Genomic DNA, 23,688 nt, shown 5'->3' on the forward strand with positions numbered 1-23,688 from the left:
GCCAGCTCGCGGCGATGGGCCGGGTCGGCCACGTCGCCCGCGATGGCCGGGTGCGGGCCTCCCGGCAGCTGCCGCACCGCCTCGGCCAGGGTCGCCTCGTGCCGCGCGTCCAGGACCAGGGCCCAGCCCCGGCCCGCCAGCTCCTGAGCCAGCGCACGGCCGAGCCCCTGCGAGGCGCCGGTGATCACAGCCACTGAAGTAGTCATGCCTCCCAGCATGAAACTTCAAGTTAGGTTGAGTTCAAGGGCTCAACCACGTTGAGTCGGGAGTTCCGCCGGTCGAGTCGGGAGTTCCGCCGGTCGAGTCGGGAGTTCCGTCGCGGCAGAAGTCCGGACTCGACCGGCAGAAGTCCGGACTCGACCGGCAGATGTCCGGAGTCGACCGGCAGAAGTCCGGAGTCGACCGGCGGAAGTCCGGAATCAACGGGCCAGGGCCAGCTTCCGGCTGTCCAGGATCTCGTCCGCAAGGCCGTAGTCGACGGCCTCCTGCGCGGAGAGCACCAGGTCCCGGTCGGTGTCCTCTCGTATCTGCTCCACGGTGCGACCGGTGTGCCGGGACAGGATCTCCTCCATCTGGCCGCGCAGCCGGACGATCTCCTTGGCGTGCAGCTCGAGGTCCGGGAGAGTGCCCTGTCCCCCACCCGACGGCTGGTGCAGCACCATCCGCGAGTGCGGCAGCACCGTCCGCCGGCCGGGGTCCCCGGCAGCCAGGAGTACGGCGGCCGAGGAGCCGGCCTGTCCGATCGCGGTGGTGCCGACCGGCGAGCTGATGAACTGCATCGTGTCATAGATCGCCAGCATCGCCGTCACCGAGCCGCCCGGGGAGTTGAGGTAGAGGTCGATCGGGACCTCGGGACGGTCCGACTCCAGGTGGATGAGCTGGGCGATGACGACGTTGGCGACACCGTCGTCGATCTCGGTGCCGATATAGACGATGCGGTCGGTGAGCAGGCGGCTGTAGATGTCGACGGCTCGTTCGCCGCCGCGCACGGTCTTCTCGACGACGCTGGGGATCGTGTAGCTGCTCATCACGCCGCTCCGAACGCGGCGCTGGGCACGCGGTAGGGCGTCACCGACGCCACGTCGGCGAGCACCTGGTCGACGAAGCCGTAGTCACGTGCCTCCTCGGCGGTGAACCACCTGTCCCGCCGCGAATCCTGCTCGATCTTCTCCAGGGGCTGGCCGGTGTGCTCCGAGATCAGCCCGAGCACCACGCCCTTGGTGTGCTCGAGGTTCTCGGCCTGGATCTCGATGTCGATCGCAGTGCCGCCGATGCCCGCCGAGCCCTGGTGCATCAGGATCCGGCTGTGCGGGAGCGCGTAGCGCTTGCCCGGCGTACCGGCCGACAGCAGGAACTGCCCCATGCTCGCCGCGAGCCCCATGGCCAGGGTCGCGACGTCGTTGGGGATCAGCCGCATGGTGTCGTAGATGGCGAGGCCGGCCGAGACCGAGCCGCCCGGTGAGTTGATGTAGAGCGCGATGTCGCGCCGCGGGTCCTCGGCGGAGAGCAGGAGCAGCTCGGCACAGAGCTTGTTGGCGATGTCGTCGTCGACCTCCTGGCCGAGGACGATGATCCGCTGGTGCAGCAGCCGGTCGGCGGCGGAGAGGCCGGCCAGGTTGGGGCCGGATTGCATGGTCTGGGTCATGCTCCGAGCCTGCGCGGCCCGGCGGCCCGGTTCCAGCGAATCCGCTGAGGGCGGTTCTGCCCTGGGCAGAGGACGAGGCTCAGGGGGTGCGGGTGAGCACCGAGCCGATCTCCGCCGCGGCCTCGGACAGCACCTGGGCCGCCTTCTCGACGACGTCGTCGGTCATCCGGTTGGTGGGTCCGGACATCGAGATGGCCATCGGCTGCGGCGCGTCGGGAACGGCCACGGCGACACACCGCACGCCGACCTCCTGCTCGCCCTCGTCGAGCGCGTAGCCGACGGTGCGGACCTGCTCCATGGCGGCCAGGAACTCCTCCGGGCTGCCGATGGTGGTCGGGGTGTAGCGCGGCATCCCGGTGCGCCCGAGGAGCGAGACGACCTCGTCGTCGGGGAAGCGCGCGAGGATCGCCTTGCCGACCGCGGTGGCATGGGGCCGGGTGCGGCGCCCGACCTCGGTGAACATCCGCATGAAGTTCTCCGACGGCTGGACCTGGGCGACGTAGACGATCTCGTCGCCGTCGAGGGTGGCCAGGTTGACCGACTCCCCCAGCTTGTCCACGGCTGCGGTCATCGCCGGCCGCGTCCAGGCGCCGACCCTCTTGGCGGCAGTGTCGGAGAGGCGCATCAGCCGCGGGCCGAGGGAGTACTGGCGGGAGGCCTCCTGGCGGACGTAGCCGAGGTCGACCAGGGTCCGGACCAGCCGGTGGATGGTGGCGAGCGGCAGGCCGGACCTCTCCGCCAGCTGCGAGAGGCCGATGATGCCGCCGGCGTCGGCCATCGCCTCGAGGATCGCGAAGGCGCGGTCGAGGGACTGCACTCCACCGGAGCTGCGGCTGACGGTCGGCTCCGTGGCTTCCGCGGTCATCGATCTCCTCATGGTGAAAGTTTGTTCCGTATGCCGGAAGTCTACGGTGCCAGCTGAGGGATCAGCGGCATTTCGCCCGCGAACACCTGCACCAGGGCGGCGGCCACGCTCACCGCGATCACGGCGGGCTCCTTGCCGGCCAGCCCGGGCAGGCCGATCGGGGTGGTGACCCGGGCGATCGCGTCGTCGTCGTGGCCGTCGGCGACGAGGTGCGAGCGGAACCGGCTCCACTTGGCGCTCGACCCGATCAGCCCGATCGAGCCGAGGTGGGAGGCCCGCAGCGCAGCGTCGACCAGCGCGAGGTCCTCGGCGTGGTCGTGCGTCATCACCAGGACGTGCGTGCCCGGTGGGAGCTCGGCGAGCACCAGCTCCGGGAGCACGGGGACGTGGTGCCGGTGCACCCGGGCCACGGCATCGGCCAGGACCTCGAGCGCCTTGTCGGTGAGCTGCTCGGGCCGGGAGTCGACCACGTGCAGGTCGACGTCGTGGCGGGCCAGGATCCGGGCCAGCTCGATGCCGACGTGGCCCATCCCGAAGATCGCCACCGCGGGCAGCACCGCCAGCGGCTCGAGCAGGACGGTGACCTCGCCCCCGCAGCACTGGACGCCGTGCTGCAGCCGCGCCTTGTCGGTGAGGTGGGAGGTGAACAGCTCCGGACCCGCGGCCGGGTCGGCCAGCAGCCCGCGGGCGCGCTCGACGGCCACCGCCTCCAGGTTGCCGCCGCCGACCGAGCCCCAGGTCTCCCCCGCCGACACCACCATCTTGGCGCCGGCATCGCGGGGCGCGTGGCCCCGGACCGCGGCCACGGTGACCAGCACGCCGGCCTCGCGCCGCGAGCGCAGCGCCTCGACGGCCTTCAACCACTCCATCGCTGCCTACGCCTCGGTGAGGTGCGGAACGGCGGTCCGCTCGACCTCGGAGGCCGGCCGGCGGGCGGGAGCGCTGGGGTCGGAGCGGTCCGGTGCGTGTCCGTCCTTGCCCTCGACCACGTGGCCCTCGTCGTGACCGCGGCGCGCCTCGGTCAGCGCCCACCACACCGCCTCCGGCGTGGCCGGCGACGCGAGGTCGACGCTCGTGCCCGGCGGGCCGAAGGCGGCCGCGGCCTCGCGCAGCGCCTCGCGCACCGAGAAGGCCAGCATCAGCGGCGGCTCGCCGACGGCCTTGGAGCCGTAGACGGCACCCTCCTCGTGCGCCCGCTCGAGCAGCGTGACCCTGAAGTCGGGCGGCATCTCCGAGAAGCTGGGCAGCTTGTAGGTGCTCGCCGACTGGGTGGACAGCCGGCCGCGGTGCGGCCCGTCGCTCTCGTCCCAACGCAGGTCCTCCAGGGTCAGCCAGCCGGCGCCCTGGACGAAGCCGCCCTCGATCTGGCCGATGTCGATCAGCGGCGACAGGCTGTCGCCCACGTCGTGCACGATGTCGACGCGCCGGGTGGTGTAGGCGCCGGTGAACCCGTCCACCTCGACCTCGGTGGCCGCCGCGCCGTAGGCGAAGTACTTGAACGGCGACCCCTGCATGACGCTGGAGTCCCAGTGCAGCCCCTCGGTGCGGTAGTAGCCGGCGGCGAACAGCTGCACCCGCTGGAAGTACGCCGTCCGCACGACCTCCTCCCAGGTCAGCGACAACCCGGAGCGGCCCAGCCCGGTCACCTCGCCGTCGACGAACCGCACGTCCTCCGCCGGGACGCCGAGCCCGCCGGACGCCACCTGCTCGAGGCGGCGCCGGATCTGCTCGCACGCGTTCTTGACCGCGCCGCCGTTGAGGTCGGCGCCGGACGAGGCCGCGGTGGCCGAGGTGTTAGGCACCTTGTCGGTGCGGGTCGGCGCCAGCCGCACCCTGGACAGCGGCACGCCCAGCGTGGTCGCCGCGACCTGGAGCATCTTGGTGTGCAGCCCCTGGCCCATCTCGGTGCCGCCGTGGTTGATCAGGACCGAGCCGTCCTTGTAGACGTGCACCAGCGCGCCGGCCTGGTTGAACGCGGTCAGGTTGAACGAGATGCCGAACTTGACCGGGGTGATCGCCAGGGCCCGCTTCACGTGCTCGTGCTCGGCGTTGAACCGTCCCACCTCCTCGCGTCGGGCCTCGAAGTCCGAGGACTCGATGACCTGGTCGAAGACCGCGTTGACCCGCTCCGGGTGCCGCACCGGCTGGCCGTAGGGCGTGGTCTGCGGCGTCGCGACGCCGCTCCGGTAGAAGTTGCGCCGGCGCAGCTCCACCGGGTCGATACCCAGCAGTGGCGCGCAGCGGCCGAGGATGTCCTCGATCACCATCATCCCCTGGGGGCCGCCGAAGCCCCGGAACGCCGTCTGCGAGGTCTTGTTGCTCCTCGCGATCCGGCCGCTGACCCGGATGTTGGGGATCCAGTAGGCGTTGTCGATGTGGCACAGGGCGCGGGCGAGCACCGGCTCGGAGAGGTCGAGGCTCCAGCCGCCGTCCGCAGTCACCGTCGCCTCGAGCGCCTGGATCACGCCGTCGTCGTCGAAGCCCACCCGCCAGTCGGCGTGGAAGCCGTGCCGCTTGCCGGTCATCGTGAGGTCCTGGGTCCGGTTCAGCCGGAGCCGGACCGGACGCCCGGTCAGGGTGCTGCCGAGGGCCGCGATCGCGGCGAAGCCGTGCGGCTGCATCTCCTTGCCGCCGAAGCCGCCGCCCATCCGCAGGCACTGCACGGTCACCTCGTGGCTGTGCAGCCCGAGCACGTGCGCCACGATCTCCTGGGTCTCCGAGGGGTGCTGGGTGCTGGACTGCACGAAGACCTGGCCGTTCTCGTCGACGTCGGAGAGGGCGCAGTGGGTCTCGAGGTAGAAGTGCTCCTGCCCCGCGAACTCGAGCTCGCCGCTGAAGACGTGGGGAGCGGCCTGGATGCCGCCGGCCACGTCGCCGCGCTCCACCGTGGGCTGGGCGCCCTGGAACGCGTGCGCCGCGATCGCCTCCTTGACGTTGACCAGCGCGGGCAGCGGCTCGAGCTCCAGCCGGACGGCGGCGGCACCGAGCCGGGCCGCCTCGAGGGTCTCTGCCAGCACCCAGCACACCGCGTGGCCGTGGAAGCACACCTCGTCGGGGAACAGCGGCTCGTCGTGCTTGACGCCCGCGTCGTTGACGCCGGGCACGTCCGCGGCGGTCAGCACGCGGACCACGCCCGGCACGTCGTACGCCGGCGTCACGTCGAGCACGGTGATCCGCGCCCGGGCCACGGTGGCCTGCACCGGCCAGGCGTGCAGGCAGTCCTTGGTGCGGGCGACGAGGTCGTCGGTGTAGAGCGCCTTGCCGGTCACGTGCAGGGCCGCGGCCTCGTGCGGGATCGCACTGCCGACGACCATCGTGGCCGGGTCGACGTCTGGTCGCTGCGAGAGGTGGCTCATGCCGGGGCTCCTTCCGGGTCGCCCGCCTGGGGGTGCTGTGCGTGCAGCTTGAGGAGCGACTGCCCGAGCATCGCAGCGCGGTAGGCCGAGCTCGCCCGGTGGTCGTCGATGGGAGTCCCTTCGGCGGCCAGGACCTCGGCCGCCCGCCGGACCGTCTCGTCGGTCCAGGGCTCGCCGACTAGCGCCGCCTCGGTGTCCCGGGCGCGGATCGGCGTGGCCGCCACGCCGCCGAGTCCGATCGCCGCGCGCGTGACGACTCCCCCGTCCAGGTCCAGGGCGAACGCGACCGCGACACTGGAGATGTCGTCGAAGCGCCGCTTGGCGATCTTGTGGAAGCCGGTCAGCGCCGCGAGCGGGCGCGGGACCACGACCTCCTTGATCAGCTCGTCGGCGGCACGGACGCTCTGCCGGTAGCCGGTGAAGTAGTCGGCGAGCGGCACGACCCGCTCCCCCCGCACCGAGGCCAGCACCAGCTGTGCCTCGAGCGCGAGCAGGGCCGGCGGGCTGTCACCGATGGGCGACGCGGTGCCGAGGTTGCCGCCCAGCGTCGCCCCGTTGCGGATCAGCCGCGAGGCGAACTGCGGGAACAGCTCGGCCAGCAGCGGCACCCCGCCATCCGATGAGGCGTCCAGCCGCCGCTCGATCTCGGTCAGCGTGAGCGCCGCGCCCAGCCTGATCTCGTCGGCGTCCATGCTGAACCCCCGCAGCTCCGGGATCCGGTCGACGGCGAGCACCAGCTCGGCCCGCACGCCGCGCAGGTTGACCTCGACGCCCCAGTCGGTCGACCCGGCGACCAGCAGTGCATCCGGCCGGTCCGCCAGCAGCCGGACGGTCTCGGCCAGGTCGGCCGGCCGGACCAGCTCCGCGCCCTCGGCGGCCATCCGGACCGGGCGCACGGGCGGCGGGGCCTGGGTGCGTCGGGCGGCGAGCTCGTCGCCGGTCTCCGGCTCGCCCAGGGCGTAGGCCGCGTCCTTGATCGGCCGGTAGCCCGTGCACCGGCACAGGTTGCCGCTCAGGGCATGCAGGTCGAACCCGTTCGGGCCGTGCTCGGCGTCGTCGTGCCCGTTGGAGCGGGAGCGGCCGGCCCGGTAGTACTCCGCGGCCATGCTGCAGACGAAGCCGGGGGTGCAGTAGCCGCACTGCGACCCGCCCCGGACCGCCATCTCCTGCTGGACCGGGTGGAGGGAGGTGGGCGTGCCCAGCCCCTCGGCGGTGAGCACCTCCTGTCCCTCGAGGAGCCCGGCGGGGATCAGGCAGGCGTTGACCGAGACCCACTCCGTGCTGCCGTCGCCCGTGGTCGACTCCCTGGCGACCAGGATGGCGCAGGCGCCGCACTCACCCTCGGCGCAGCCCTCCTTGGCGCCGGTCAGCCCCCGGTCCCGCAGCCAGTCCAGCGCCGAGGTGTACGGCGGGACGCCGCCCAGCGAGGCCGGCTGCCGGTTGACCGTCGCTCCCGGTGTCGTCACCGATGCGTTCACGGGTGGCTCCTCTCGTAGAGATGCATGTGCCGGTTCACGTCCTTGTAGAGCAGGTAGCGGAACCGCCCGGGACCGCCGGCGTAGCAGGCCTGCGGGCAGAACGCGCGGAGCCAGAGGAAGTCGCCCTCCTGGACCTCTACCCAGTCCTCGTTGAGGAGGTACATCGCCTTGCCCTCGAGGATGTAGATGCCGTGCTCCATCACGTGCGTCTCCGGGAAGGGGATGGCGCCGCCGGGAAGGAAGTTGACGATGTTGACGTGCATGTCGTGGCGGAGGTCGGCCTGGTCGACGAACCGGGTCGTGGTCCAGGCGCCGTCGGTGCCGGGCATCTCCAGCGGCTCCACGTCCCGCTCGTTGACCACGAAGGCGTCGGGGGCGTCGATCCCGTCGACCCACTCGTAGGCCTTGCGCAGCCAGTGGAACCGCACCGGCCCCGACCCGGTTTGGTGCGCGGCCCACTGGGCGCCGGGAGGCAGGTAGGCGTAGCCACCGGCCTCGAGCACGTGCTCGACGCCCTCGAGCACGAGCCGCAGTGCGCCGTCCAGCACGAAGAGCACCGCCTCGGCGCCGGGGTCGGTCTCGGGCCGGCTGCTCCCGCCACCCTCGGAGACCTCGACGAGGTACTGGCTGAACGTCTCGGCGAAGCCGGTCAGGGGCCGGGCCAGTACCCACAGCCGGGTGTCGTCCCAGAACGGCAGGTGGCTGGCCACGATGTCGGTCAGGCAACCACGCGGGATGACGACGTAGGCCTCGTTGAAGCGGGACCGGTCGGTTGTCAGCCGGGTCTGGGGCGGCAGGCCGGCCGCCGGGGCGTAGTAGGTGGTCGGGCCGGTCATCAGCGTTGTCCTCTCAGCAGGAAGCGGCCGTGGGGCGGGCGGTCAGGGGCGACGAGCGACCCACGCAGCCAGGTGCGGCGTACGACGCCTGCGAGCCGGCGGCCCGCGTAGGCCGAGACCGGGTTCTTGTGCGCCACGGCGGCGAGGTCGAGGGTCATCGCTGCCCCAGCTCCTCGCGCGCGATCCGCGCGCCGATCCGCTCCAGCAGGAGGCCCGGCTTCTCGAAGGCCTCACCCGGGTAGGACGCCTCGTCCTCCAGCGCGTGGACCGAGCCGATCCCGGCACCGGCCAGCGCCTGCTCGTCGAGCAGGCAGCGGCCGGCCACCGCGACCACCGCGACGCCGGCCCGCCGGGCCGCGGCGGCCACGCCCGCGGGCGCCTTGCCGCGCAGGGTCTGGTCGTCGAGGGAGCCCTCGCCGGTGACCACCAGGTCGGCGCCGGCAAGGGCCTCCTCGAGCCCGGTCAGCTCCTGGACAACCTCGGCGCCGGTGCGCAGCCGGGCGCCCAGCACGGCGACCGCGCCGAACGCCAGCCCGCCGGCGGCCCCTGCTCCCGGCAGGTCGCGCTCGTCGGCGCCGGTGGTGGCGGCCACGAGGTCGGCCCAGTGCGACAGCGCCGCGTCCAGCTGCTCGACCAGGTCGGGCGCGGCGCCCTTCTGCGGGCCGTAGACGGCGGCCGCCCCGGCCGGACCGGACAGCGGGTTGTCGACGTCGCAGGCCACCGTGATCTCGGCCTCGGCGAGAGCGGGGTGCAGCCCCGAGGTGTCGAGGGCCCTGGCTCCCGCCAGGGCGAGCCCGCCGTCCTCGATCCGCTCTCCCTCTGGGCCCAGCACCCGGGCGCCGAGGGCCGTCACCAGCCCCGCGCCCCCGTCGGTCGACGCGCTGCCGCCGACGCCCAGCAGGATCTCGCGGCAGCCGGCGTCGAGCGCGGCGCCGATCACCTCGCCCACGCCGCGTGTGGTCGCGGTCGCCGGGGCCGGGACGCCGTCGGGCAGCCTGCCCAGACCGCAGATTTCGGCCATCTCGACAGCTGCGCGGTCGCCGAGGCGGGCGTACCAGGTGTCGCCGACGATCCCGGTCGGTCCCGACGCCCGGACCGGCACCCGCGCGTAGCCTGCGCCGACCGCTGCGTCGAGCAGCCCGTCGCCGCCGTCGGACACCGGGACCACCACGATCTCGGCGTTCGGCAGCGCGGCCCGGATCCCGGCGCTCAGGTGTGCCGCGACCTCCGCGGCCGTGAGCGTGCCCTTGAACTTGTCAGGGGCGAGCAGCACGCGGGACATGGCAGGTGACCGGGAGCATCAGTCGAGGTTCGCGTAGAGGGCGGTGGGGGCGTCCTCGCCCGACTCCGCCAGCTCCTCGAACTCGGTGATGTTGTCGATCTCCAAGCCCATCGAGACGTTGGTGACCCGCTCGAGGATCACCTCGACCACGACCGGCACCCGGTGCTCGACCAGCATCTTCTTCGCCTGCTCGAGTGCCGGCAGGATCTCCTCGGGGTCGAAGACGCGGATCGCCTTGCAGCCCAGGCCCTCGGCCACCTTGACGTGGTCGACGCCGTACCCGTTGATCTCGGGCGCGTTGATGTTGTCGAAGGACAGCTGCACGCAGTAGTCCATGTCGAAGCCGCGCTGGGCCTGCCGGATCAGCCCGAGGTAGGCGTTGTTCACCAGCACGTGGATGTAGGGGATGTTGAACTGCGCCCCGACCGCGAGCTCCTCGATCATGAACTGGAAGTCGTAGTCGCCGGACAGGGCCACCACGGTGCTGTCGGGGTCGGCGGTGGCGACCCCGAGCGCGGCCGGCACGGTCCACCCCAGCGGCCCGGCCTGACCGGCGTTGATCCACTGCCGCGGCCCGAAGACGTGCAGGAGCTGGGCGGCCTGGATCTGCGAGAGGCCGATCGTGGAGACGTAGCGGACGTCCTTGCCGAAGGCGCGGTTCATCTCCTGGTAGACGCGCTGCGGCTTGATCGGCACCGCGTCGAAGTTGGTACGCCGCCACATCGACTGCTTGCGCTCGAGGCACTCCGCCGCCCACGCGGAGCGGTCGGGGAGCGTCCCGGCGGCCTTGCGGTCGCGCGCCACCTCGACGAAGAGCTCGAGGGCCGCCCGCGCGTCGGACACGATCCCGTAGTCGGGCGCGAACACCCGCCCGATCTGGGTCGGCTCGATGTCGACGTGCACGAAGGTGCGGCCGCGAGTGTAGGTGTCCACGCCACCGGTGTGCCGGTTGGCCCACCGGTTGCCGATGCCGAGCACGAAGTCGGCGGCCAGCATCGTCGCGTTGCCGTAGCGGTGCGAGGTCTGCAGCCCGACCATGCCGGCGTTCAGCTCGTGGTCGTCGGGGATGGTGCCCCAGCCCATCAGGGTCGGCACCACCGGCACCCCGGTCAGCTCGGCGAGCTCGACCAGCAGGTCCGCGGCGTCGGCGTTGACCACGCCGCCGCCGGACACCAGCAGCGGGCGCTCCGCGGCGACCAGCATGTCGACCGCCTTCTCGACCTGGGCCCTGGTCGCGGCCGGCTTGTAGGCCGGCAGCGGAGCGTAGGTCTCGACGTCGAAGTCGATCTCCGCCAGCTGCACGTCGATCGGCAGGTCGATGAGCACCGGCCCGGGCCGCCCCGAGCGCATCAGGTGGAAGGCCTGCTGGAAGGTGCCGGGCACCTGGGCCGGCTCCAGCACGGTGACCGCCATCTTGGTCAGCGGCGCGGCGATGCTGGCGATGTCGACGGCCTGGAAGTCCTCCTTGTGCAGCTTCGCGACCGGCGCCTGCCCGGTGATGCACAGGATCGGGATCGAGTCGGCGCTCGCGGAGTAGAGGCCGGTGATCATGTCGGTGCCGGCCGGCCCGCTGGTCCCGACGCAGACGCCGATGTTGCCGGCCCGCGCGCGGGTGTAGCCCTCTGCCATGTGCGATGCGCCCTCGACGTGGCGCGCCAGCGTGTGGTGGAGGCCGCCGCTGGTCTTCATCGCCTTGTAGAAGGGGTTGATCGCGGCTCCGGGCAGCCCGAAGACGTTGGTCACGCCCTCCAGCTTCAGGATCTCCACGGCGGCCTGGGCCGCAGTCATGCGTGTCATGTCGGTGCTCCTCGTCGTCTGCTGTGGTCTGCTCGTCAGCCGCGGCCGGAGAGCCGCTCGACTCCCCGCAGCAGTGCCGAGTGGTCGAGGCCGCCGTCGCCGTTCGCCCGGGCGGAGGCCATCAGCTGGGCCGCGACCGCGCCCAGGGGGATCACGACGCCGGCCTCGCGGGCGGCGGCGGTGACGATGCCCATGTCCTTGTGGTGCAGGTCGATGCGGAAGCCCGGGTCGAAGGAGCGGTTGAGCATGTTCGACCGCTTCTGGTCGAGCACCTTCGAGCCGGCCAGCCCACCGCCGAGCACCTCGAGCGCGGCCTCGGTGTCGACGCCGTACGCCTCCAGGAACACCAGCGCCTCGGCCAGCACCTCGATGTTGACCGCGACGATCAGCTGGTTGGCGGCCTTCACGGTCTGGCCGGCCCCGCTCGGGCCGACGTGCACGATCGTCCTGCCGACGGCGTCGAGGATCGGCCGCGCCTCGGCGAAGTCCTCGGCCGCACCGCCGACCATGATCGAGAGGACGGCGTCGATCGCGCCCTTCTCGCCGCCCGAGACGGGCGCGTCGAGCATCCGGAACCCCTTCGCCCGCGCCTGCTCGGCGAGGCTCGCGGTGACGTCGGGCCGGATGCTGGAGAAGTCGATGATCAGGGTGCCGGGCTCGGCGTTGCCGAACACGCCGCCCTCACCGGCCAGCACCTGCTCGACGTCCGGCGAGTCGGGGACCATCACCGCGACCACGTCGGCTCCCTTGACCGCCTCCGCGATCGAGGACGCGGCCCGGCCGCCGGCGTCGACGAGCGGCTGGAGCCGCTCGGGCGACAGGTTGACCCCGCAGACGTCGAACCCGGCCTTCTGGAGGTGGACGGACATCGGCTGGCCCATGATGCCGAGGCCGATGAAGGCGATCGTGGTCATCGGTTCTGCTCCCTTGCTGGTGCGGCGCGGCGCGCCCTGGGCAGCCAGGCGAGGCTGGCCGCGGTGTCGGTGGTGGGCTTGTACTCGAGGCCGACCCACCCGTCGTAGCCCCGGGCGGCGAGCGCTCCGAGCAGGTCGTCGATCGCGAGCTCGCCGGAGCCCGGCTCGCCCCGGCCCGGGAAGTCGGCGACCTGGACGTGGGCGACGAGGTCCCCGTAGGCCTCGATGGCGGCAGCTAGGTCGTCGCCGTTGTTGGCGAGGTGGAACAGGTCGCACAGGAAGCCGATGGACGACGCCCCGTCGGCCCGGACCGCGGTCACCACGCCGACCGCGTCGGCGGCGGTCCGCAGCGGGTAGGGCTTGGGCCCGCTGACCGGCTCGACCAGGACGGTCGCCCCGATCCTCGCCGCGGCGTCGGCCGCGGCCCGCAGCTGCTCGCGGGCCAGCTCGTCCTGCTGCTCCGGGGCCACACCGTCGACGCGGTTGCCGTAGAGCGCGTTGAAGGCGCGCACGCCGAGCTGGTCGCCGATGCCGACCGCGACGTCGATGTTGTCGCGGAACTGCTGGGCCCGGTCCGGGATCGACAGCACCCCGCAGTCCGGTCCGGCCAGGTCACCGGCGAAGAAGTTCAGGCCGACCAGCGACACCCCGGCGTCGCGCACCGCGGCCACGAACGCCGCGACGTCGGCGTCGGCGGGCACCGGCTGGTCCGGCCACGGCCACCAGAACTCGATCGCGTCGAAGCCGGCGTCCTTCGCCGCCTGCGGCCGCTCCAGCAACGGCTGCTCGGTGAACAGCATCGAGCAGTTCGCCAGGTACGGCAGCCCGTGGTCGGTCATCTCCATCACTTCCGTATCGCGGAAAATATTTTCCATTGGACGAGAGACTACGCGTCGCCGGCGCGGCTCGTCAACCGTTGCCGAGCAGCGCGCGCTGGCGTCGTACGACCTCGGCGGCGAGCGCCTGCTCGTGAGCGGTCACGAGCCGGTCGCGCTCCACGACCGGGCGCCCGGCGACCAGCAGCAGCTCGAGGGGCGGCCGGGTGCCGAGGACCAGCGCGGCCACCGGGTCGACGATGTCGGCGTGCGGCAGCGTGTCGAGCCGCCAGACGGCCACGTCGGCCTCCTTGCCGGGCTCCAGCGAACCGATCCGGTCGTCCCAGCCGAGCACCCGGGCGCCGCCGATGGTGGCGGTCTCCAGCGCGTCCCGGACGGTGAGCGCCTCGGGTCCGCCCCTGGCCCGGGCGAGCAGCAGCGCCTGCCGGGCCTCCTCGACCAGCGAGCCGGCCTCGTTGCTCGCCGCGCCGTCGACGCCGAGCCCCACGGGGACGCCCGCGTCGCGGAGGTCTCGGGTGCGGCAGATGCCGGCTCCCAGCCGGGCGTTCGACGACGGGCAATGGGCGACACCGGTCCCGGAGGCCGCGAGCTCGCGGATCCCGGTGTCGTCGAAGTGGATCCCGTGGGCGAACCAGACGTCGTCGCCGAGCCAGCCCAGCTTCTGGAGGTGGTCGACCGGCGAGCACCCGAAGTGCTCGCGGCAGTAGTCGTCCTCGTCGCGCGTCTCGGCCAGGTGCGTGTGCAGCCGGACCCCGGCCCCGCGGGCGAGCCTGGCCGACTCCACGAGCAGGTCGGCGGAGACCGAGAAGGGCGAGCAGGGTGCCAGCCCGATCCGGACCCGCGACCGCGGCCCCGGGTCGTGGTGCGCATCGACGGCCGCCGCACTCGCGGCCAGGATCGTGTCGATGTCCTCGACGACCTCGTCGGGAGGCAGGCCGCCCCGGGACCGGCCGAGGTCCATCGAGCCGCGCGTGGCCAGGAACCTCAGTCCGATCCGGTCGGCGGCGTCGATGGTGGCCCCGAGGACGTCGCCACCGCCGCTCGGGAAGACGTAGTGGTGGTCCATCGTCGTCGTGCAGCCCGTGCGAGCCAGCCAACCGAGACCCGCCGCCGCGGCCGCGCCGGTGACGCCCTCGTCGATGCGCGCCCAGACCGGGTAGAGGCGGGTCAGCCAGCCGAACAGCCCGTCGTCGACGCACAGCCCGCGGGTCGCCCACTGGTAGAGGTGGTGGTGGGTGTTGACCAGGCCGGGGGTCACCAGGCAGCCGCGGGCATCCACCCGGTCGACGGGCGTGGCCGGATCGAGGGCAGGGGCCGGACCCGGGCCCACCGCCTCGACCAGGCCGTCGCGCACCACGAGGTGGCCCGGAGCGTGCTCCGCGCGTACGCCGTCCATGGTGGCCACCACGCCGCCCTCGATCACCGTCACCGGGGTGGTCATGCCGGTCAGCTCCCCCGGTAGGTCGAGTAGGCGAACGGGCCCAGCAGGAGCGGGACGTGGTGGTGGGCCGCCTGGTCGACGACCTCGAAGCAGACGTCCACCATCGGGTAGAACGCCGGCGTCCCGGTGCGGGCGAACCAGTCCCCCGTCGCGAACCGCAGCCGGTAGGTCCCGGCGGCCAGCTCGAGTCCGTCGGTCAGCTCGGGGCACCGGCCGTCGGCGTTGGTCGTGCCCTCCCTGAGTGGTACGGACCCGCCGCCGTCCAGGCGCTCCAGCCTCAGGGCCATGCCCTGGGCCGGAGTGCCGTGGACGGCGTCGAGCACGTGGGTCGAGACCGTCACTCCGCGACCCCTCAGTAGACCCGCTGGAGGCTGGCTGCGCGCTGCGAGCCCATCGGGGCCGTGTCTGCGACCACGTCGGCCAACCGGTGGTTGGCGATCTTGGCGATCTCCAGCAGCGCCGCGGCGTGCTCCTGGGTCGGCGAGTTGTCCAGCCGGTTCCAGGCCTGCTCGAGCACCTGCTCGGCGCTGAGCTCGCGGACCGCGATGATCAGCGGGAAGCCGAACTTCTCCTCGTATGCCCGGGTGACCTCGTTGAACGCCTCCTGGTGCTCCTCGCCGAGGAAGGTCAGCCCGGCGCTCGCCTGGTCGATCACCGAGTTCTCGCCCAGGTCGCCGGCCCGCAGCTCCTCGCCCGCGAGGGCGGGATAGCTGTGCATCAGAGCGTCCTGCTGCGCGGCCGGCAGCGAGAACAGCTCGTCCTGCAGCGTTGCCCGCAGGGCGTTGGCGTCGGCGAACGGACGCCGGTCCGCGGCGGCGCCGGCGACGGCCGACGTTCCCTGGAACGCCGGGGCGACGGTGGCGATGAACTCCTCGCGGGTCATCGTGTTGAGCACGGTGATGTTGATCAGCTCGTGATCGGGCTTGCCGGTGTCGTCGGAGCCGCCCCAGTAGTTCAGGAACAGGTTGAGCAGGATCGCCGTCACGCTTCCCACCGTGATCCCGGAGTTCAAGAACGCCTGGACGTTGTCGGGGAAGGAGGTCAGGAAGACCGACTGCCCGTCCGCGGTCTGCGGGAGGGCGACCGGGATCATGGCGACCCCGAGGCTCACCGCCACGATCATGATGTTGCGGTGGTTGTGGAAGTCGACCCGGCCCAGCGTCTGGATGCCGACGGCCGCGACGGTGCCGAACATGACCAGCGCCGCGCCACCCAGCACGCAGCTGGGGATGCTCGAGACCAGGGCGCCGGCCTTGGGGACCAGGCCGAGCAGGATCATGATGCCGCCCGCAGTCGCGACCACCCACCGGCTCTTGACCCGGGTCAGCCGCACCAGGCCGACGTTCTCCGCGAAGCAGGTGTAGGGGAAGGAGTTCATCACCCCGCCGAGGAAGGTCGCGAGCCCGTCGGCGCGCAGGGCCGCGGCGATGTCGGACTTGCCGATCGGCTTCTCGACGATCTGGCCGGTGGCGTAGACGTCACCCGTGGTCTCCACCGCCGTGATCAGCATGACGACGATCATCAGCAGGATCGGCACCAGCGCGAACTGCGGTGCGCCGAAGTGGAACGGCCCGGTGAACCCGACCCAGTCCGAGCCCTTGACCGAGTCGAACTCGGCGACCTTGCCGCCGGAGCCGTCGCTGACGAACGCCGCGACCGCGGTGCCGATCACCAGCCCCGCGAGCACCGCGATGGTGGCGAGGAAGCCACGCGCGTACCGGGTGATCAGCAGGATCACGACGATGGTGAAGAACGCGAGGCTCAGGTTGGTGGCGCTGCCGAACTTCATGTTCTCGGGGACCAGGTCGGGGTTGTAGAGGGCGAACTGCCCGCCACCCGCGTCGTAGGCGGCGACCGGGATCAACGTGATGCCGATGATGGTGATCACCGAGCCGGTGACCACCGGCGGGAAGAACCGCACCAGCCTGCTGAAGTACGGCGCGATGAGCAGCTGGAAGATGCCGGCCACGATGACCGCGCCGTAGATGAAGGTCAGGCTGTCCGCCCCACCGCCGTGGTCGAGGCCGATGATGATCATCGGCGAGACCGCGGTGAAGGTGACGCCCTGCAGGAGCGGCAGCCGGACCCCGATCTTCCAGACCCCGACGGATTGGAGGATCGACGCGATGCCGCAGGTGAACAGGTCGGCGTTGATCAGGTGGATCAGCTGACTCTGGTTCAGCCCGATGGCTCCGGCGAGCAGGATCGGGACGACGACGGCTCCGGCGTAGAACGCGAAGACGTGCTGCAGGCCGTAGACCGCGAGCTGCTGCGCGGGCAGCACCTCGTCGACGGGGTGCCGCGGACGTCTCTTCGCGGCGGTGGTGGTTGTGCTCATCTCACACCTTCTCGTGGTTTTGCCGAGTGGTTTGCGCTGTGCGCCGGTTTCAGGTGGGGAGGTCTCAGGCGAACGCCGGCACGGCCTGCCAGGCCAGTCCGGGCTCGGAGGAGTCGTCGCGGCTCACCGTGGCCTGGATCAGGCCGTAGGGGCGGTCGGCGGCGATGAACACCTCGCCGCCGTTCTTGAGGCCGAAGGGGTCGAGGTCGACCAGGAAGTGGTGCTTGTTGGGCGCCGAGAACTTGAGCTCGGCGATGCCCGGGTCGCTCTCGAGGACCGCCTGGCCCATCGCGTAGAGCGTCTCCTGCAGCGCCCGGCTGTAGGTGGTCGCGAACGTGGCGAGCAGCGTCTTCTTGGTCCGTTCGTAGCTCGCCTCCCAGTCGGTGCCGGGCTGCGGTGCGGTGCCCTCGTGCCGCCACGACACCGTCAGCGAGGTGGCGAGGATCCGGTCGTCGGTCTCCTGGAGGGTGGTGTAACGGTCCTTGAGGAAGCCCCTGAACTCCGAGCCGGTCGACTTGAAGACCGTCAGGTCGGTGAAGCCGGAGACGACCCAGACCTTCTGGTCCTCGCCGCGGCCGTCGACGGTGACCCACGTCCGCCGGGTCTCGGTGCCGCGCCTGAGGAAGGAGTGGTCGTGGCCCTGGCCGTCGACGTCGATCCGGTCCCAGGCGTACTCGTCGACCTGCACCAGCGCGCCGGTCGCGGGCGGAGCGGCGTCGAGGAAGTGCCGGCCCAGCGCGACCGCGTAGTCCTCCGGCGAGGTGACGCCGTGCTCCTTGGCGTAGGCGAAGGCGGTGTTCTTCTGGGTGTCGGTCGGCAGCACGTTGGCCTGGTCGCCGGTGATGTGGGCGTCGGTGAACTCGCCGCGGAGCCATGTCGAGACGTTGAGGTCGCGGATCTCGTGGCGGTCCGTGTCGCGGTAGACGCGCACCACCCGGTTCTCCGACTTCCCGTACTGGTTGGCTCCGAGCACGACGCCCATGGCACTCTCCTAGACTCCAATGTTTCCGGTATGCGGAAACTTTTTACCGTTCTTCGGAAAGATTAGGGCTGGAGGGGAACGGCGTCAAGACCTTCGGGTGACCGTGCTCACATTCGTCGGGTCATGCTCGCCGTGGTCGCGCGAGCGCGGTGAGCCCGGCGCTGTCGAGGCCGGTGGCCTCCTGCACCTCGGCGGCCGAGACCGCGCCGCAGTCGACGCCGCGGACCACGAAGTCCGACAGCGCCCGGGCCGTCGCGGGCTCGTCCACCACGCTCGAACCGGTCTGCTCGAGGTAGTTGCGCAGCCGCAGCGCGGCGGCCCCGAACCCGGCGCGGTAGAAGGCGTAGGTCGACGCGAACCGGCTCGGCAGCTGCGCAGGGTGCAGGTCCCACCCCTGGTAGTAGCCGCGCTCGAGCGAGCGGCCCACCAGCCGGGCGTGCAGCTCCCAGCCGTGGCGCACGGCCTCCGCGTCACCGAGCGGCAGGATGTTCGTGGAGCCGTCGGACAGCCGTACGCCGGTGCCGGCCGCGGCCGCCTGCATCACCAGCTTGGCGTGGTCGGCCACGGGGTGCTCCATGCTCTGGAAGGCCGCCGGGATCCCGCAGAACGCCGAGTAGTCGTAGGTGCCGTAGTGGAGCGCGGTGACCCGGCCGTCGCCGGCATGGATCATCCGGGCCACCAGCGCCGTTCCGTCCGGTCCGAGGATCGACTGCGGGGTCTCGATCTGGAGCTCAAAGCGGAGCGACCTCGCGGCGAGCCCGAGCGCCTCCTCGAGCCGGCCGGTCAGCTCGACCATCGCCTCGACCTGGTCGACGCTGGTGATCTTGGGCAGGGTCGGCACGAACCCGGCCAGGTCGCCGCCGCGCTCGAGCAGCTCGGAGAGGAACAGCGTGAGCGTCCGGATCCCCCGCCTGCGCGTCGGCGCCTCCAGGCTCTTGAACCGGATCCCGCGGAACGGCGGGGCGGTCCCGGACCCGGCCATCGCCGCGAGCGCCGCGGCGGCCCGGCGCACGTGCTCGTCCTCCACGTCGTCGCCCGGGGCGCCGTAGCCGTCCTCGAAGTCGATCCGCACATCCTCGATCGGCTCCCGCCGCAGCTTGTCGCGGACCAGGTCGGCCTGCGCCTCCCCGCCGGCCAGGTCGGCGAAGGTCGCCGGGTGCTCGTCGATGGCCGCGAGCGCGGACCGGCCCCAGCTCTCGGCCAGGTCGTCGCCGAACCGGTCCGCCGGCACGTAGACGGTGTGCACCGGCTGCCGGTCGGGGGCGTCGCCGGGGAACTGCCGGACCAGCGCCGCGTCCGCGGCGGCGAGCCGGGTGTCCAGTGCCGCGGTCAGCGCGTCCGCGAGCCGCTCACCGGTCGGTCCGGTCGGGCCGGTGGCACTCGTGCGTTGGGGCATGTGGCACTCCTCGTCCGGTGAAGTATTCGCATGCCGGACATTATCTTCCGGATCGTGGAAGTCAAGAGGTGTCCCTATGCGGTGTGGTCTCGACCCATAGGGTTCAGGTCATGATCGAGCTCCGCACGCCCGCGCAGATCGAGGCGATGAGGCCGGCCGGGCGGTTCGTCGCCGACGTGCTCGTCGCGCTGCGCGACGCCGCCGACGTCGGAGTCAACCTGCTCGACCTCGACGCGCTCGCCCACGAGATGATCAAGGACCGCGGAGCCGAGTCCTGCTACATCGACTACCACCCGTCGTTCGGGGCCTCGCCGTTCGGCAAGGTGCTCTGCACGAGCGTCAACGACGCGGTGCTGCACGGCCTCCCCCACGACTACGACCTCCGCGACGGCGACCTGCTGAGCCTGGACTTCGCCGCCAGTGTCGACGGCTGGGTGGCCGACTCGGCGCTCAGCGTGGTGGTCGGTACGCCGCGCGAGGGCGACCTGGAGCTGATCGACGTGGCCACCCGCGCCCTCGAGGCCGGGATCCACCAGGCGCGGGTCGGCAACCGTCTCTACGACATCTCCGCCGCGATCGGTGACGTCGCGCGCGCGGCCGGGCTGGGGGTCAACCTGCAGTTCGGCGGCCACGGCGTGGGCCGCACCATGCACGGCGACCCGCACGTGCCCAACGACGGCCGGCCCGGCCGCGGGATCAAGCTCAAGCCGGGGCTGGTGATCGCGATCGAGCCGTGGTTCCTGCGCTCGACCGACCAGATCTACACCGACGCCGACGGCTGGACCCTGCGCAGCGCGGACGGCTCGCGCGGCGCACACATGGAGCACACCGTGGCGATCACCAAGGACGGGCCGCTCGTCCTCACCGACCGGAGCCACCTCGAGGGCTGAGCCTGGATCGAGGCCGACGTCAGCGGCGGGCGGAGCGCTGCCGGGCCCGATAGGCGCGAGTCTTCAGCTTGTTGCCGCAGCCGTACTCGCAGTAGCTGCGGGAACGGTTCTTGGACTGGTCGTAGTAGGCCCAGTCGCACTCGTCGAAGGCACAGACCTTCAGCCGCCACCACACCTGCTGCGCCACCGCCTCGTGGGCGGCCAGGCCGATCCGGGCGAGGGCCCCGTCCACCCCTTCCTCGGCCGGCCGCCCCACGACGCCTTGCCCGTCCCAGGCCAGGCGGACCGACAGCTCCCCCAGGACCGTGTCGAGGTCGGGCAACGCTGCGGCGGCCGACGCGTGGTTGAGCTCCAGCGCGTCGTGCAGGGCGCGACGGAGCCGGACCGCCCTCCCGTGCTGGGCCGACGAGGCGCGGCCGGGGCGGGTGACGAGCCCCTGCTCGGACAGGAACGCCGAGAGTCCCGCCGGTGACTCCAGGGCGTCGGTGCCGAGCTCGCGGTCGACGGTGTTGACGAAGTCGCGGACGAGCGCGGCCGACCGTGGGACCCGGTCCTCCGTCATCTCCACGGTCGGTATCTGCACGGCGGTCATCGACTCCTCCCCATCGCGACTCCCTCCACAGCGACACCAGTGTAGCCAGATTGCTGGTTGCAGCTATCGCGACACCGGCGTACGTTCATGACCGGTGTCGCAGGGAGGAGCTCGGAGGATGAGCCACTACGGGTACGTGAGCGAGCAGCTGCTGACCGGACGGCTCTGGCCGCCCCGGCGGCGACGGCCGAAGCCGGAGCCGGAGCCGCCCCGGCTGGACGTCGACCGGATGCGCAGCCACTTCGACTTCGCGGGCACCGGCCGCGTGGTCACCAACAACGCCGCCACCTCCCAGACCCCCCGCGAGCTGATCGAGCTCTTCCGGGAGCTCTCCCCCAGGTACGAGAGCGTGCACCGAGGGCAGTCGACCGCGTCACGCCGGATCACCGAGGAGTTCGAGGAGTCCTTCGACACCATCGCGACCTGGCTCAACGCCCCGAGCCGGCGCTGCATCGCCACCTACCGCAACACGACCGAGGCCATCAACGCCGTGATGTACTCGCTCCTCACCGAGTTCCGCGACGGCGACAACGTCGTGACGACGCTGATGGAGCACAACTCCAACTTCGTCCCCTGGTACGCCCTGTCGCGCGAGATCCTGCCGCGCCTGGGCAGGCGCGTGGAGTGCCGGGTCGTCCGCTTCGACCACGAGACGGGCGAGCTGGACCTCGACCACCTCGCCGAGCTCGTGGACGACCGCACGAAGCTCGTGTGCGTCACCGGAGCCTCGAACTTCCTGGGCACCAAGCCGCCGCTGCACCGCATCCGGCGGATCGCTGACGAGAGCGGCTACCGGCGCGGCGACGGCAGGAGTGGCTCGCTGCTCCTCGTCGACGCGGCCCAGCTCGCACCCACGAGCGTCATCGACGTCATCGCGCTCGACGTCGACTACCTCGCGTTCTCCTTCCACAAGGTGCTGGCGCCGTTCGGCGTGGGGGTCCTCTACGCGCGCGAGCCGTTGCTCCAGGGCTCGCTCCCCTTCCTCTACGGCGGCGACATGATCGCCGAGGGCCGAGTCTCACCCGACCTCGTCGAGTACGGCGACCTCCCCTGGAAGTACGCCGCCGGCACGCCCAACGTGCTCGGGGTCATCGCCTCGGCGCAGGCGCTGCGCCTCCTCGTCGACCTCGCGCTCGACCCGGACGAGCCGTGGTTCGGCACCGCCCGGCCGCTCCCACGGACCCATGTGGAGTCGGCCATGACACTCGTGTCGAGCCACGTCCGGTCGCTGACGGACGCCGCTCTGCGCCGGGCCCTGGCCATCCCCGGGGTGCAGGTCTACGGGCCTGGGCCGGACGTGTCGAGGTCGCCGCTGGTGGCCTTCACGGTCCGCGGACGAGATTCCCGTCAGGTCGCCTCGGCCCTCGACGAGCACCGGGTCGAGGCGCGCGCGGGCTGCCACTGCGCGACCCTCGCCCACCTCGACCTCAAGCTGAACCCACCGGCCAGCTGCCGGCTCAGCTTCGCCGCCTACACCAGCCACGAGGACGTGGACCGCGCCTTCACCGCGCTCGAGCGGGTGGTCGGGGCTAGATGACTAATTCCAAGGGCTCGCACGCTACGCGACGCCCAGCATCCACGCTGGCGGCGTTGCGGACGCTCGTTGGACGACCAAGTACGACATCGCGCCCGCGCCTTGCCAGCGCGGCGCTGAGCGCCGCTCGCTTGCACGATCCCTTGGAATCAGTCATCTAGGCGTAGCTAACCTGCAGCTCCTTGATCCCGTTGATCCAGCCGTGGCGCAGCCGGCGCGGTTCGGCCAGCTTGGCGATCTCGGGGGCCTGGTCGGCCAGGGCGGTGAAGATCAGCCGCACCTCGAGCCGCGCGAGGTTGGCGCCGATGCAGTAGTGCGCCCCGTGGCCGCCGAACGCCACGTGCGGGTTGGGCGTCCGGGTGATGTCGAAGGTGTAGGGGTCGTCGAAGACGTCCTCGTCGTAGTTCGCGCTGCCGTAGAACAGGCCGACCCGCTGGCCCCGCTGCACGTCGACGCCCCCGACCCGGACGTCGTCCAACGCGGTGCGCTGGAAGACGTTGACCGGGGTGGCCCAGCGGATCACCTCGTCGACCATGGTGTCCGGGCGCTGCTCCACCCAGAGCCGCCACTGGTCGGGGTTGTCCAGGAACGCGTTCATGCCGTGGGTGATCGCGTTGCGCGTGGTCTCGTTCCCTGCCACGGTCAGGATGATGAAGAAGTAGCCGAACTCGTCGTCGGTGAGCCCGCGGCCGTCCTTGTCAGCGTTGATCAGCTTGGTGACGAGGTCGTCCTTGGGCTCCTCGCGCCGCGCGGCCGCCATCGTCATCGCGTAGCCCAGGATCTCGGTGGCGGCCAGGTCGGGCTCGCCCTGGTAGTCGGGGTCCTCGTTGGCGAGCATCTGGTTGGACCAGTCGAACAGCTTGGCCCGGTCCTCCTGCGGGACGCCGAGCAGGTCGGCGATCGCCTGCAGCGGGAGCTCGGCGGCCACCTCGGTGACGAAGTCGCCCTTCCCGCGGCGTACGGCGTCGGCGACGATCCGCTGCGCCCGGTCCGCCATGATCTCCTCGAGCGCGCCGATCGAGCGGGGCGTGAAGCCGCGGGAGATGATCTGCCGGGTCGTCGTGTGCTCCGGCGGGTCCTGGTTGAGCAGCATCACCCGCTGGAACTCGACCATCTCGCGCAGCATCCCCTCCTGGAAGCGGATGATCGCGCCGTTCTCCGAGGAGGAGAAGTTCTTGCTGTCCTTGGAGACCGCGGAGACGTCCGCGTGCTTCGAGACCGCCCAGTAGCCGGTGCCGCCCAGCATCCCGTCCCGCGAGGACTGAGGCTGCTCGATCCAGTGCACCGGCGCATTGAGCCGCAGCGCCTGGAACTTGTCGTGCGGGATCGCCTCCCAGTTCACGTCCGGGTCGGTGAAGTCGTAGCCCTCGGGCAGGACGTCGGTCACGGTGTCCCTCTCGGAGTCCCTCGCGGAATTCTGAAACACGTTCTAGCGGGCGAGGCTACATACTCGCGGTACGTTTCGGAAGGGCTCCGAACGAGAACGTGTTCTAGTTCTGTGCCATC

At 71.6% G+C, this 23,688-nt stretch carries 22 protein-coding genes; 2 read left to right on the forward strand and 20 right to left on the reverse strand.

All coding sequences use genetic code 11. The features are described from left to right. From VFV89_RS15825 to VFV89_RS15910, 18 genes are all read right to left on the reverse strand, one after another. Nucleotides 1-206, reverse strand: a 206-nt coding sequence (locus VFV89_RS15825) for an SDR family NAD(P)-dependent oxidoreductase (protein WP_329706920.1), incomplete at its 3' end; no start/stop codon positions are given. Between the two features lie 213 nt (nt 207-419). Further along, the gene (locus tag VFV89_RS15830; protein ID WP_329706921.1) at nt 420-1,028 is read right to left on the reverse strand and encodes an ATP-dependent Clp protease proteolytic subunit; all 609 of its coding nucleotides are present in this window, start codon (nt 1,026-1,028) and stop codon (nt 420-422) included. Then, a complete protein-coding gene (locus VFV89_RS15835; protein WP_329706922.1) occupies nt 1,028-1,645 on the reverse strand; it encodes an ATP-dependent Clp protease proteolytic subunit in 618 nt (205 codons plus the stop codon). Before VFV89_RS15835 ends, VFV89_RS15830 begins: the two co-directional genes overlap by 1 nt. Nucleotides 1,646-1,724: 79 nt before the next feature. Next, on the reverse strand, nt 1,725-2,522 hold the full coding sequence (locus VFV89_RS15840; RefSeq protein ID WP_329706923.1) for an IclR family transcriptional regulator: 798 nt from the start codon (nt 2,520-2,522) through the stop codon (nt 1,725-1,727). 29 nt (nt 2,523-2,551) lie between these two features. Beyond that, entirely contained in the window at nt 2,552-3,379 is an 828-nt protein-coding gene (xdhC, locus tag VFV89_RS15845; protein ID WP_329706924.1) for a xanthine dehydrogenase accessory protein XdhC, read from the reverse strand. Nucleotides 3,380-3,385: 6 nt separating this feature from the next. After that, nucleotides 3,386-5,866 (reverse strand): xanthine dehydrogenase molybdopterin binding subunit, encoded by a 2,481-nt coding sequence (xdhB, locus tag VFV89_RS15850; RefSeq protein ID WP_329706925.1) that lies wholly within the window; start codon nt 5,864-5,866, stop codon nt 3,386-3,388. Next, nucleotides 5,863-7,344, reverse strand: coding sequence for a xanthine dehydrogenase small subunit (locus VFV89_RS15855; protein ID WP_329706926.1), 1,482 nt, complete (start codon nt 7,342-7,344; stop codon nt 5,863-5,865). The genes xdhB and VFV89_RS15855 overlap by 4 nt, the downstream gene beginning before the upstream one ends. Continuing rightward, nucleotides 7,341-8,180, reverse strand: a complete 840-nt coding sequence (locus tag VFV89_RS15860) for a bifunctional allantoicase/(S)-ureidoglycine aminohydrolase (RefSeq protein ID WP_329706927.1) — start codon at nt 8,178-8,180, stop codon at nt 7,341-7,343. Before VFV89_RS15860 ends, VFV89_RS15855 begins: the two co-directional genes overlap by 4 nt. Beyond that, nucleotides 8,180-8,338: a hypothetical protein gene (locus VFV89_RS15865; protein WP_329706928.1), complete on the reverse strand. Its 159-nt coding sequence runs from the start codon at nt 8,336-8,338 to the stop codon at nt 8,180-8,182. Before VFV89_RS15865 ends, VFV89_RS15860 begins: the two co-directional genes overlap by 1 nt. Continuing rightward, nucleotides 8,335-9,462: a glycerate kinase gene (locus VFV89_RS15870; RefSeq protein ID WP_414690393.1), complete on the reverse strand. Its 1,128-nt coding sequence runs from the start codon at nt 9,460-9,462 to the stop codon at nt 8,335-8,337. The genes VFV89_RS15865 and VFV89_RS15870 overlap by 4 nt, the downstream gene beginning before the upstream one ends. A gap of 18 nt (nt 9,463-9,480) precedes the next feature. Continuing rightward, nucleotides 9,481-11,259, reverse strand: a complete 1,779-nt coding sequence (gene gcl, locus VFV89_RS15875) for a glyoxylate carboligase (protein WP_329706930.1) — start codon at nt 11,257-11,259, stop codon at nt 9,481-9,483. Between the two features lie 35 nt (nt 11,260-11,294). Beyond that, nucleotides 11,295-12,173 carry a 2-hydroxy-3-oxopropionate reductase gene (locus VFV89_RS15880; RefSeq protein ID WP_329706931.1) on the reverse strand — a complete coding sequence of 293 codons (879 nt, stop codon included), beginning with the start codon at nt 12,171-12,173 and terminating at the stop codon, nt 11,295-11,297. Beyond that, nucleotides 12,170-13,018 carry a hydroxypyruvate isomerase family protein gene (locus VFV89_RS15885; RefSeq protein WP_329706932.1) on the reverse strand — a complete coding sequence of 283 codons (849 nt, stop codon included), beginning with the start codon at nt 13,016-13,018 and terminating at the stop codon, nt 12,170-12,172. The genes VFV89_RS15880 and VFV89_RS15885 overlap by 4 nt, the downstream gene beginning before the upstream one ends. Nucleotides 13,019-13,082: 64 nt before the next feature. Then, nucleotides 13,083-14,450 carry an 8-oxoguanine deaminase gene (locus VFV89_RS15890; RefSeq protein ID WP_329706933.1) on the reverse strand — a complete coding sequence of 456 codons (1,368 nt, stop codon included), beginning with the start codon at nt 14,448-14,450 and terminating at the stop codon, nt 13,083-13,085. A 5-nt stretch (nt 14,451-14,455) separates the two neighbouring features. Next, nucleotides 14,456-14,791 carry a hydroxyisourate hydrolase gene (gene uraH, locus VFV89_RS15895; RefSeq protein ID WP_329706934.1) on the reverse strand — a complete coding sequence of 112 codons (336 nt, stop codon included), beginning with the start codon at nt 14,789-14,791 and terminating at the stop codon, nt 14,456-14,458. Between the two features lie 11 nt (nt 14,792-14,802). Beyond that, complete coding sequence (uraD, locus tag VFV89_RS15900) at nt 14,803-16,788, reverse strand: 2-oxo-4-hydroxy-4-carboxy-5-ureidoimidazoline decarboxylase (RefSeq protein WP_329706935.1); 1,986 nt, start codon at nt 16,786-16,788, stop codon at nt 14,803-14,805. Between the two features lie 64 nt (nt 16,789-16,852). Continuing rightward, nucleotides 16,853-17,770, reverse strand: coding sequence for a factor-independent urate hydroxylase (gene pucL, locus VFV89_RS15905; RefSeq protein ID WP_329706936.1), 918 nt, complete (start codon nt 17,768-17,770; stop codon nt 16,853-16,855). Between the two features lie 121 nt (nt 17,771-17,891). Further along, nucleotides 17,892-19,166, reverse strand: coding sequence for a DUF6986 family protein (locus VFV89_RS15910; protein ID WP_329706937.1), 1,275 nt, complete (start codon nt 19,164-19,166; stop codon nt 17,892-17,894). 110 nt (nt 19,167-19,276) lie between these two features. Between VFV89_RS15910 and map the strand changes: the two genes are divergently transcribed. Next, nucleotides 19,277-20,056 carry a type I methionyl aminopeptidase gene (gene map, locus VFV89_RS15915; RefSeq protein ID WP_329706938.1) on the forward strand — a complete coding sequence of 260 codons (780 nt, stop codon included), beginning with the start codon at nt 19,277-19,279 and terminating at the stop codon, nt 20,054-20,056. A gap of 19 nt (nt 20,057-20,075) precedes the next feature. On the opposite strand, the gene VFV89_RS15920 is transcribed toward map, so the two are convergent. After that, nucleotides 20,076-20,648 carry a CGNR zinc finger domain-containing protein gene (locus tag VFV89_RS15920; RefSeq protein WP_329706939.1) on the reverse strand — a complete coding sequence of 191 codons (573 nt, stop codon included), beginning with the start codon at nt 20,646-20,648 and terminating at the stop codon, nt 20,076-20,078. A gap of 118 nt (nt 20,649-20,766) precedes the next feature. On the opposite strand from VFV89_RS15920, the gene VFV89_RS15925 reads away from it, so the two are divergent. Continuing rightward, complete coding sequence (locus VFV89_RS15925; protein WP_329706940.1) at nt 20,767-22,185, forward strand: aminotransferase class V-fold PLP-dependent enzyme; 1,419 nt, start codon at nt 20,767-20,769, stop codon at nt 22,183-22,185. Between the two features lie 154 nt (nt 22,186-22,339). On the opposite strand, the gene VFV89_RS15930 is transcribed toward VFV89_RS15925, so the two are convergent. Continuing rightward, complete coding sequence (locus VFV89_RS15930; RefSeq protein WP_329706941.1) at nt 22,340-23,569, reverse strand: cytochrome P450; 1,230 nt, start codon at nt 23,567-23,569, stop codon at nt 22,340-22,342. Nucleotides 23,570-23,688 lie beyond the last annotated feature (119 nt).

The sequence above is a fragment of the Nocardioides sp. genome (assembly GCF_036274455.1).
Taxonomy (GTDB): Bacteria; Actinomycetota; Actinomycetes; order Propionibacteriales; family Nocardioidaceae; genus Nocardioides.

Coding starts and splice junctions, on each gene's coding strand:
- VFV89_RS15830 (WP_329706921.1), bottom strand. CDS start 1,028: ATGAGCAGCTACACGATCCCCAGCGTCGTCGAGAAGACCGTGCGCGGC.
- VFV89_RS15925 (WP_329706940.1), top strand. CDS start 20,767: ATGAGCCACTACGGGTACGTGAGCGAGCAGCTGCTGACCGGACGGCTC.
- xdhB (WP_329706925.1), bottom strand. CDS start 5,866: ATGAGCCACCTCTCGCAGCGACCAGACGTCGACCCGGCCACGATGGTC.
- VFV89_RS15920 (WP_329706939.1), bottom strand. CDS start 20,648: ATGACCGCCGTGCAGATACCGACCGTGGAGATGACGGAGGACCGGGTC.
- VFV89_RS15865 (WP_329706928.1), bottom strand. CDS start 8,338: ATGACCCTCGACCTCGCCGCCGTGGCGCACAAGAACCCGGTCTCGGCC.
- map (WP_329706938.1), top strand. CDS start 19,277: ATGATCGAGCTCCGCACGCCCGCGCAGATCGAGGCGATGAGGCCGGCC.
- VFV89_RS15890 (WP_329706933.1), bottom strand. CDS start 14,450: ATGACCACCCCGGTGACGGTGATCGAGGGCGGCGTGGTGGCCACCATG.
- VFV89_RS15885 (WP_329706932.1), bottom strand. CDS start 13,018: ATGGAGATGACCGACCACGGGCTGCCGTACCTGGCGAACTGCTCGATG.
- uraD (WP_329706935.1), bottom strand. CDS start 16,788: ATGAGCACAACCACCACCGCCGCGAAGAGACGTCCGCGGCACCCCGTC.
- VFV89_RS15870 (WP_414690393.1), bottom strand. CDS start 9,462: ATGTCCCGCGTGCTGCTCGCCCCTGACAAGTTCAAGGGCACGCTCACG.
- gcl (WP_329706930.1), bottom strand. CDS start 11,259: ATGACACGCATGACTGCGGCCCAGGCCGCCGTGGAGATCCTGAAGCTG.
- VFV89_RS15835 (WP_329706922.1), bottom strand. CDS start 1,645: ATGACCCAGACCATGCAATCCGGCCCCAACCTGGCCGGCCTCTCCGCC.
- VFV89_RS15880 (WP_329706931.1), bottom strand. CDS start 12,173: ATGACCACGATCGCCTTCATCGGCCTCGGCATCATGGGCCAGCCGATG.
- xdhC (WP_329706924.1), bottom strand. CDS start 3,379: ATGGAGTGGTTGAAGGCCGTCGAGGCGCTGCGCTCGCGGCGCGAGGCC.
- VFV89_RS15910 (WP_329706937.1), bottom strand. CDS start 19,166: ATGCCCCAACGCACGAGTGCCACCGGCCCGACCGGACCGACCGGTGAG.
- VFV89_RS15840 (WP_329706923.1), bottom strand. CDS start 2,522: ATGAGGAGATCGATGACCGCGGAAGCCACGGAGCCGACCGTCAGCCGC.
- pucL (WP_329706936.1), bottom strand. CDS start 17,770: ATGGGCGTCGTGCTCGGAGCCAACCAGTACGGGAAGTCGGAGAACCGG.
- VFV89_RS15860 (WP_329706927.1), bottom strand. CDS start 8,180: ATGACCGGCCCGACCACCTACTACGCCCCGGCGGCCGGCCTGCCGCCC.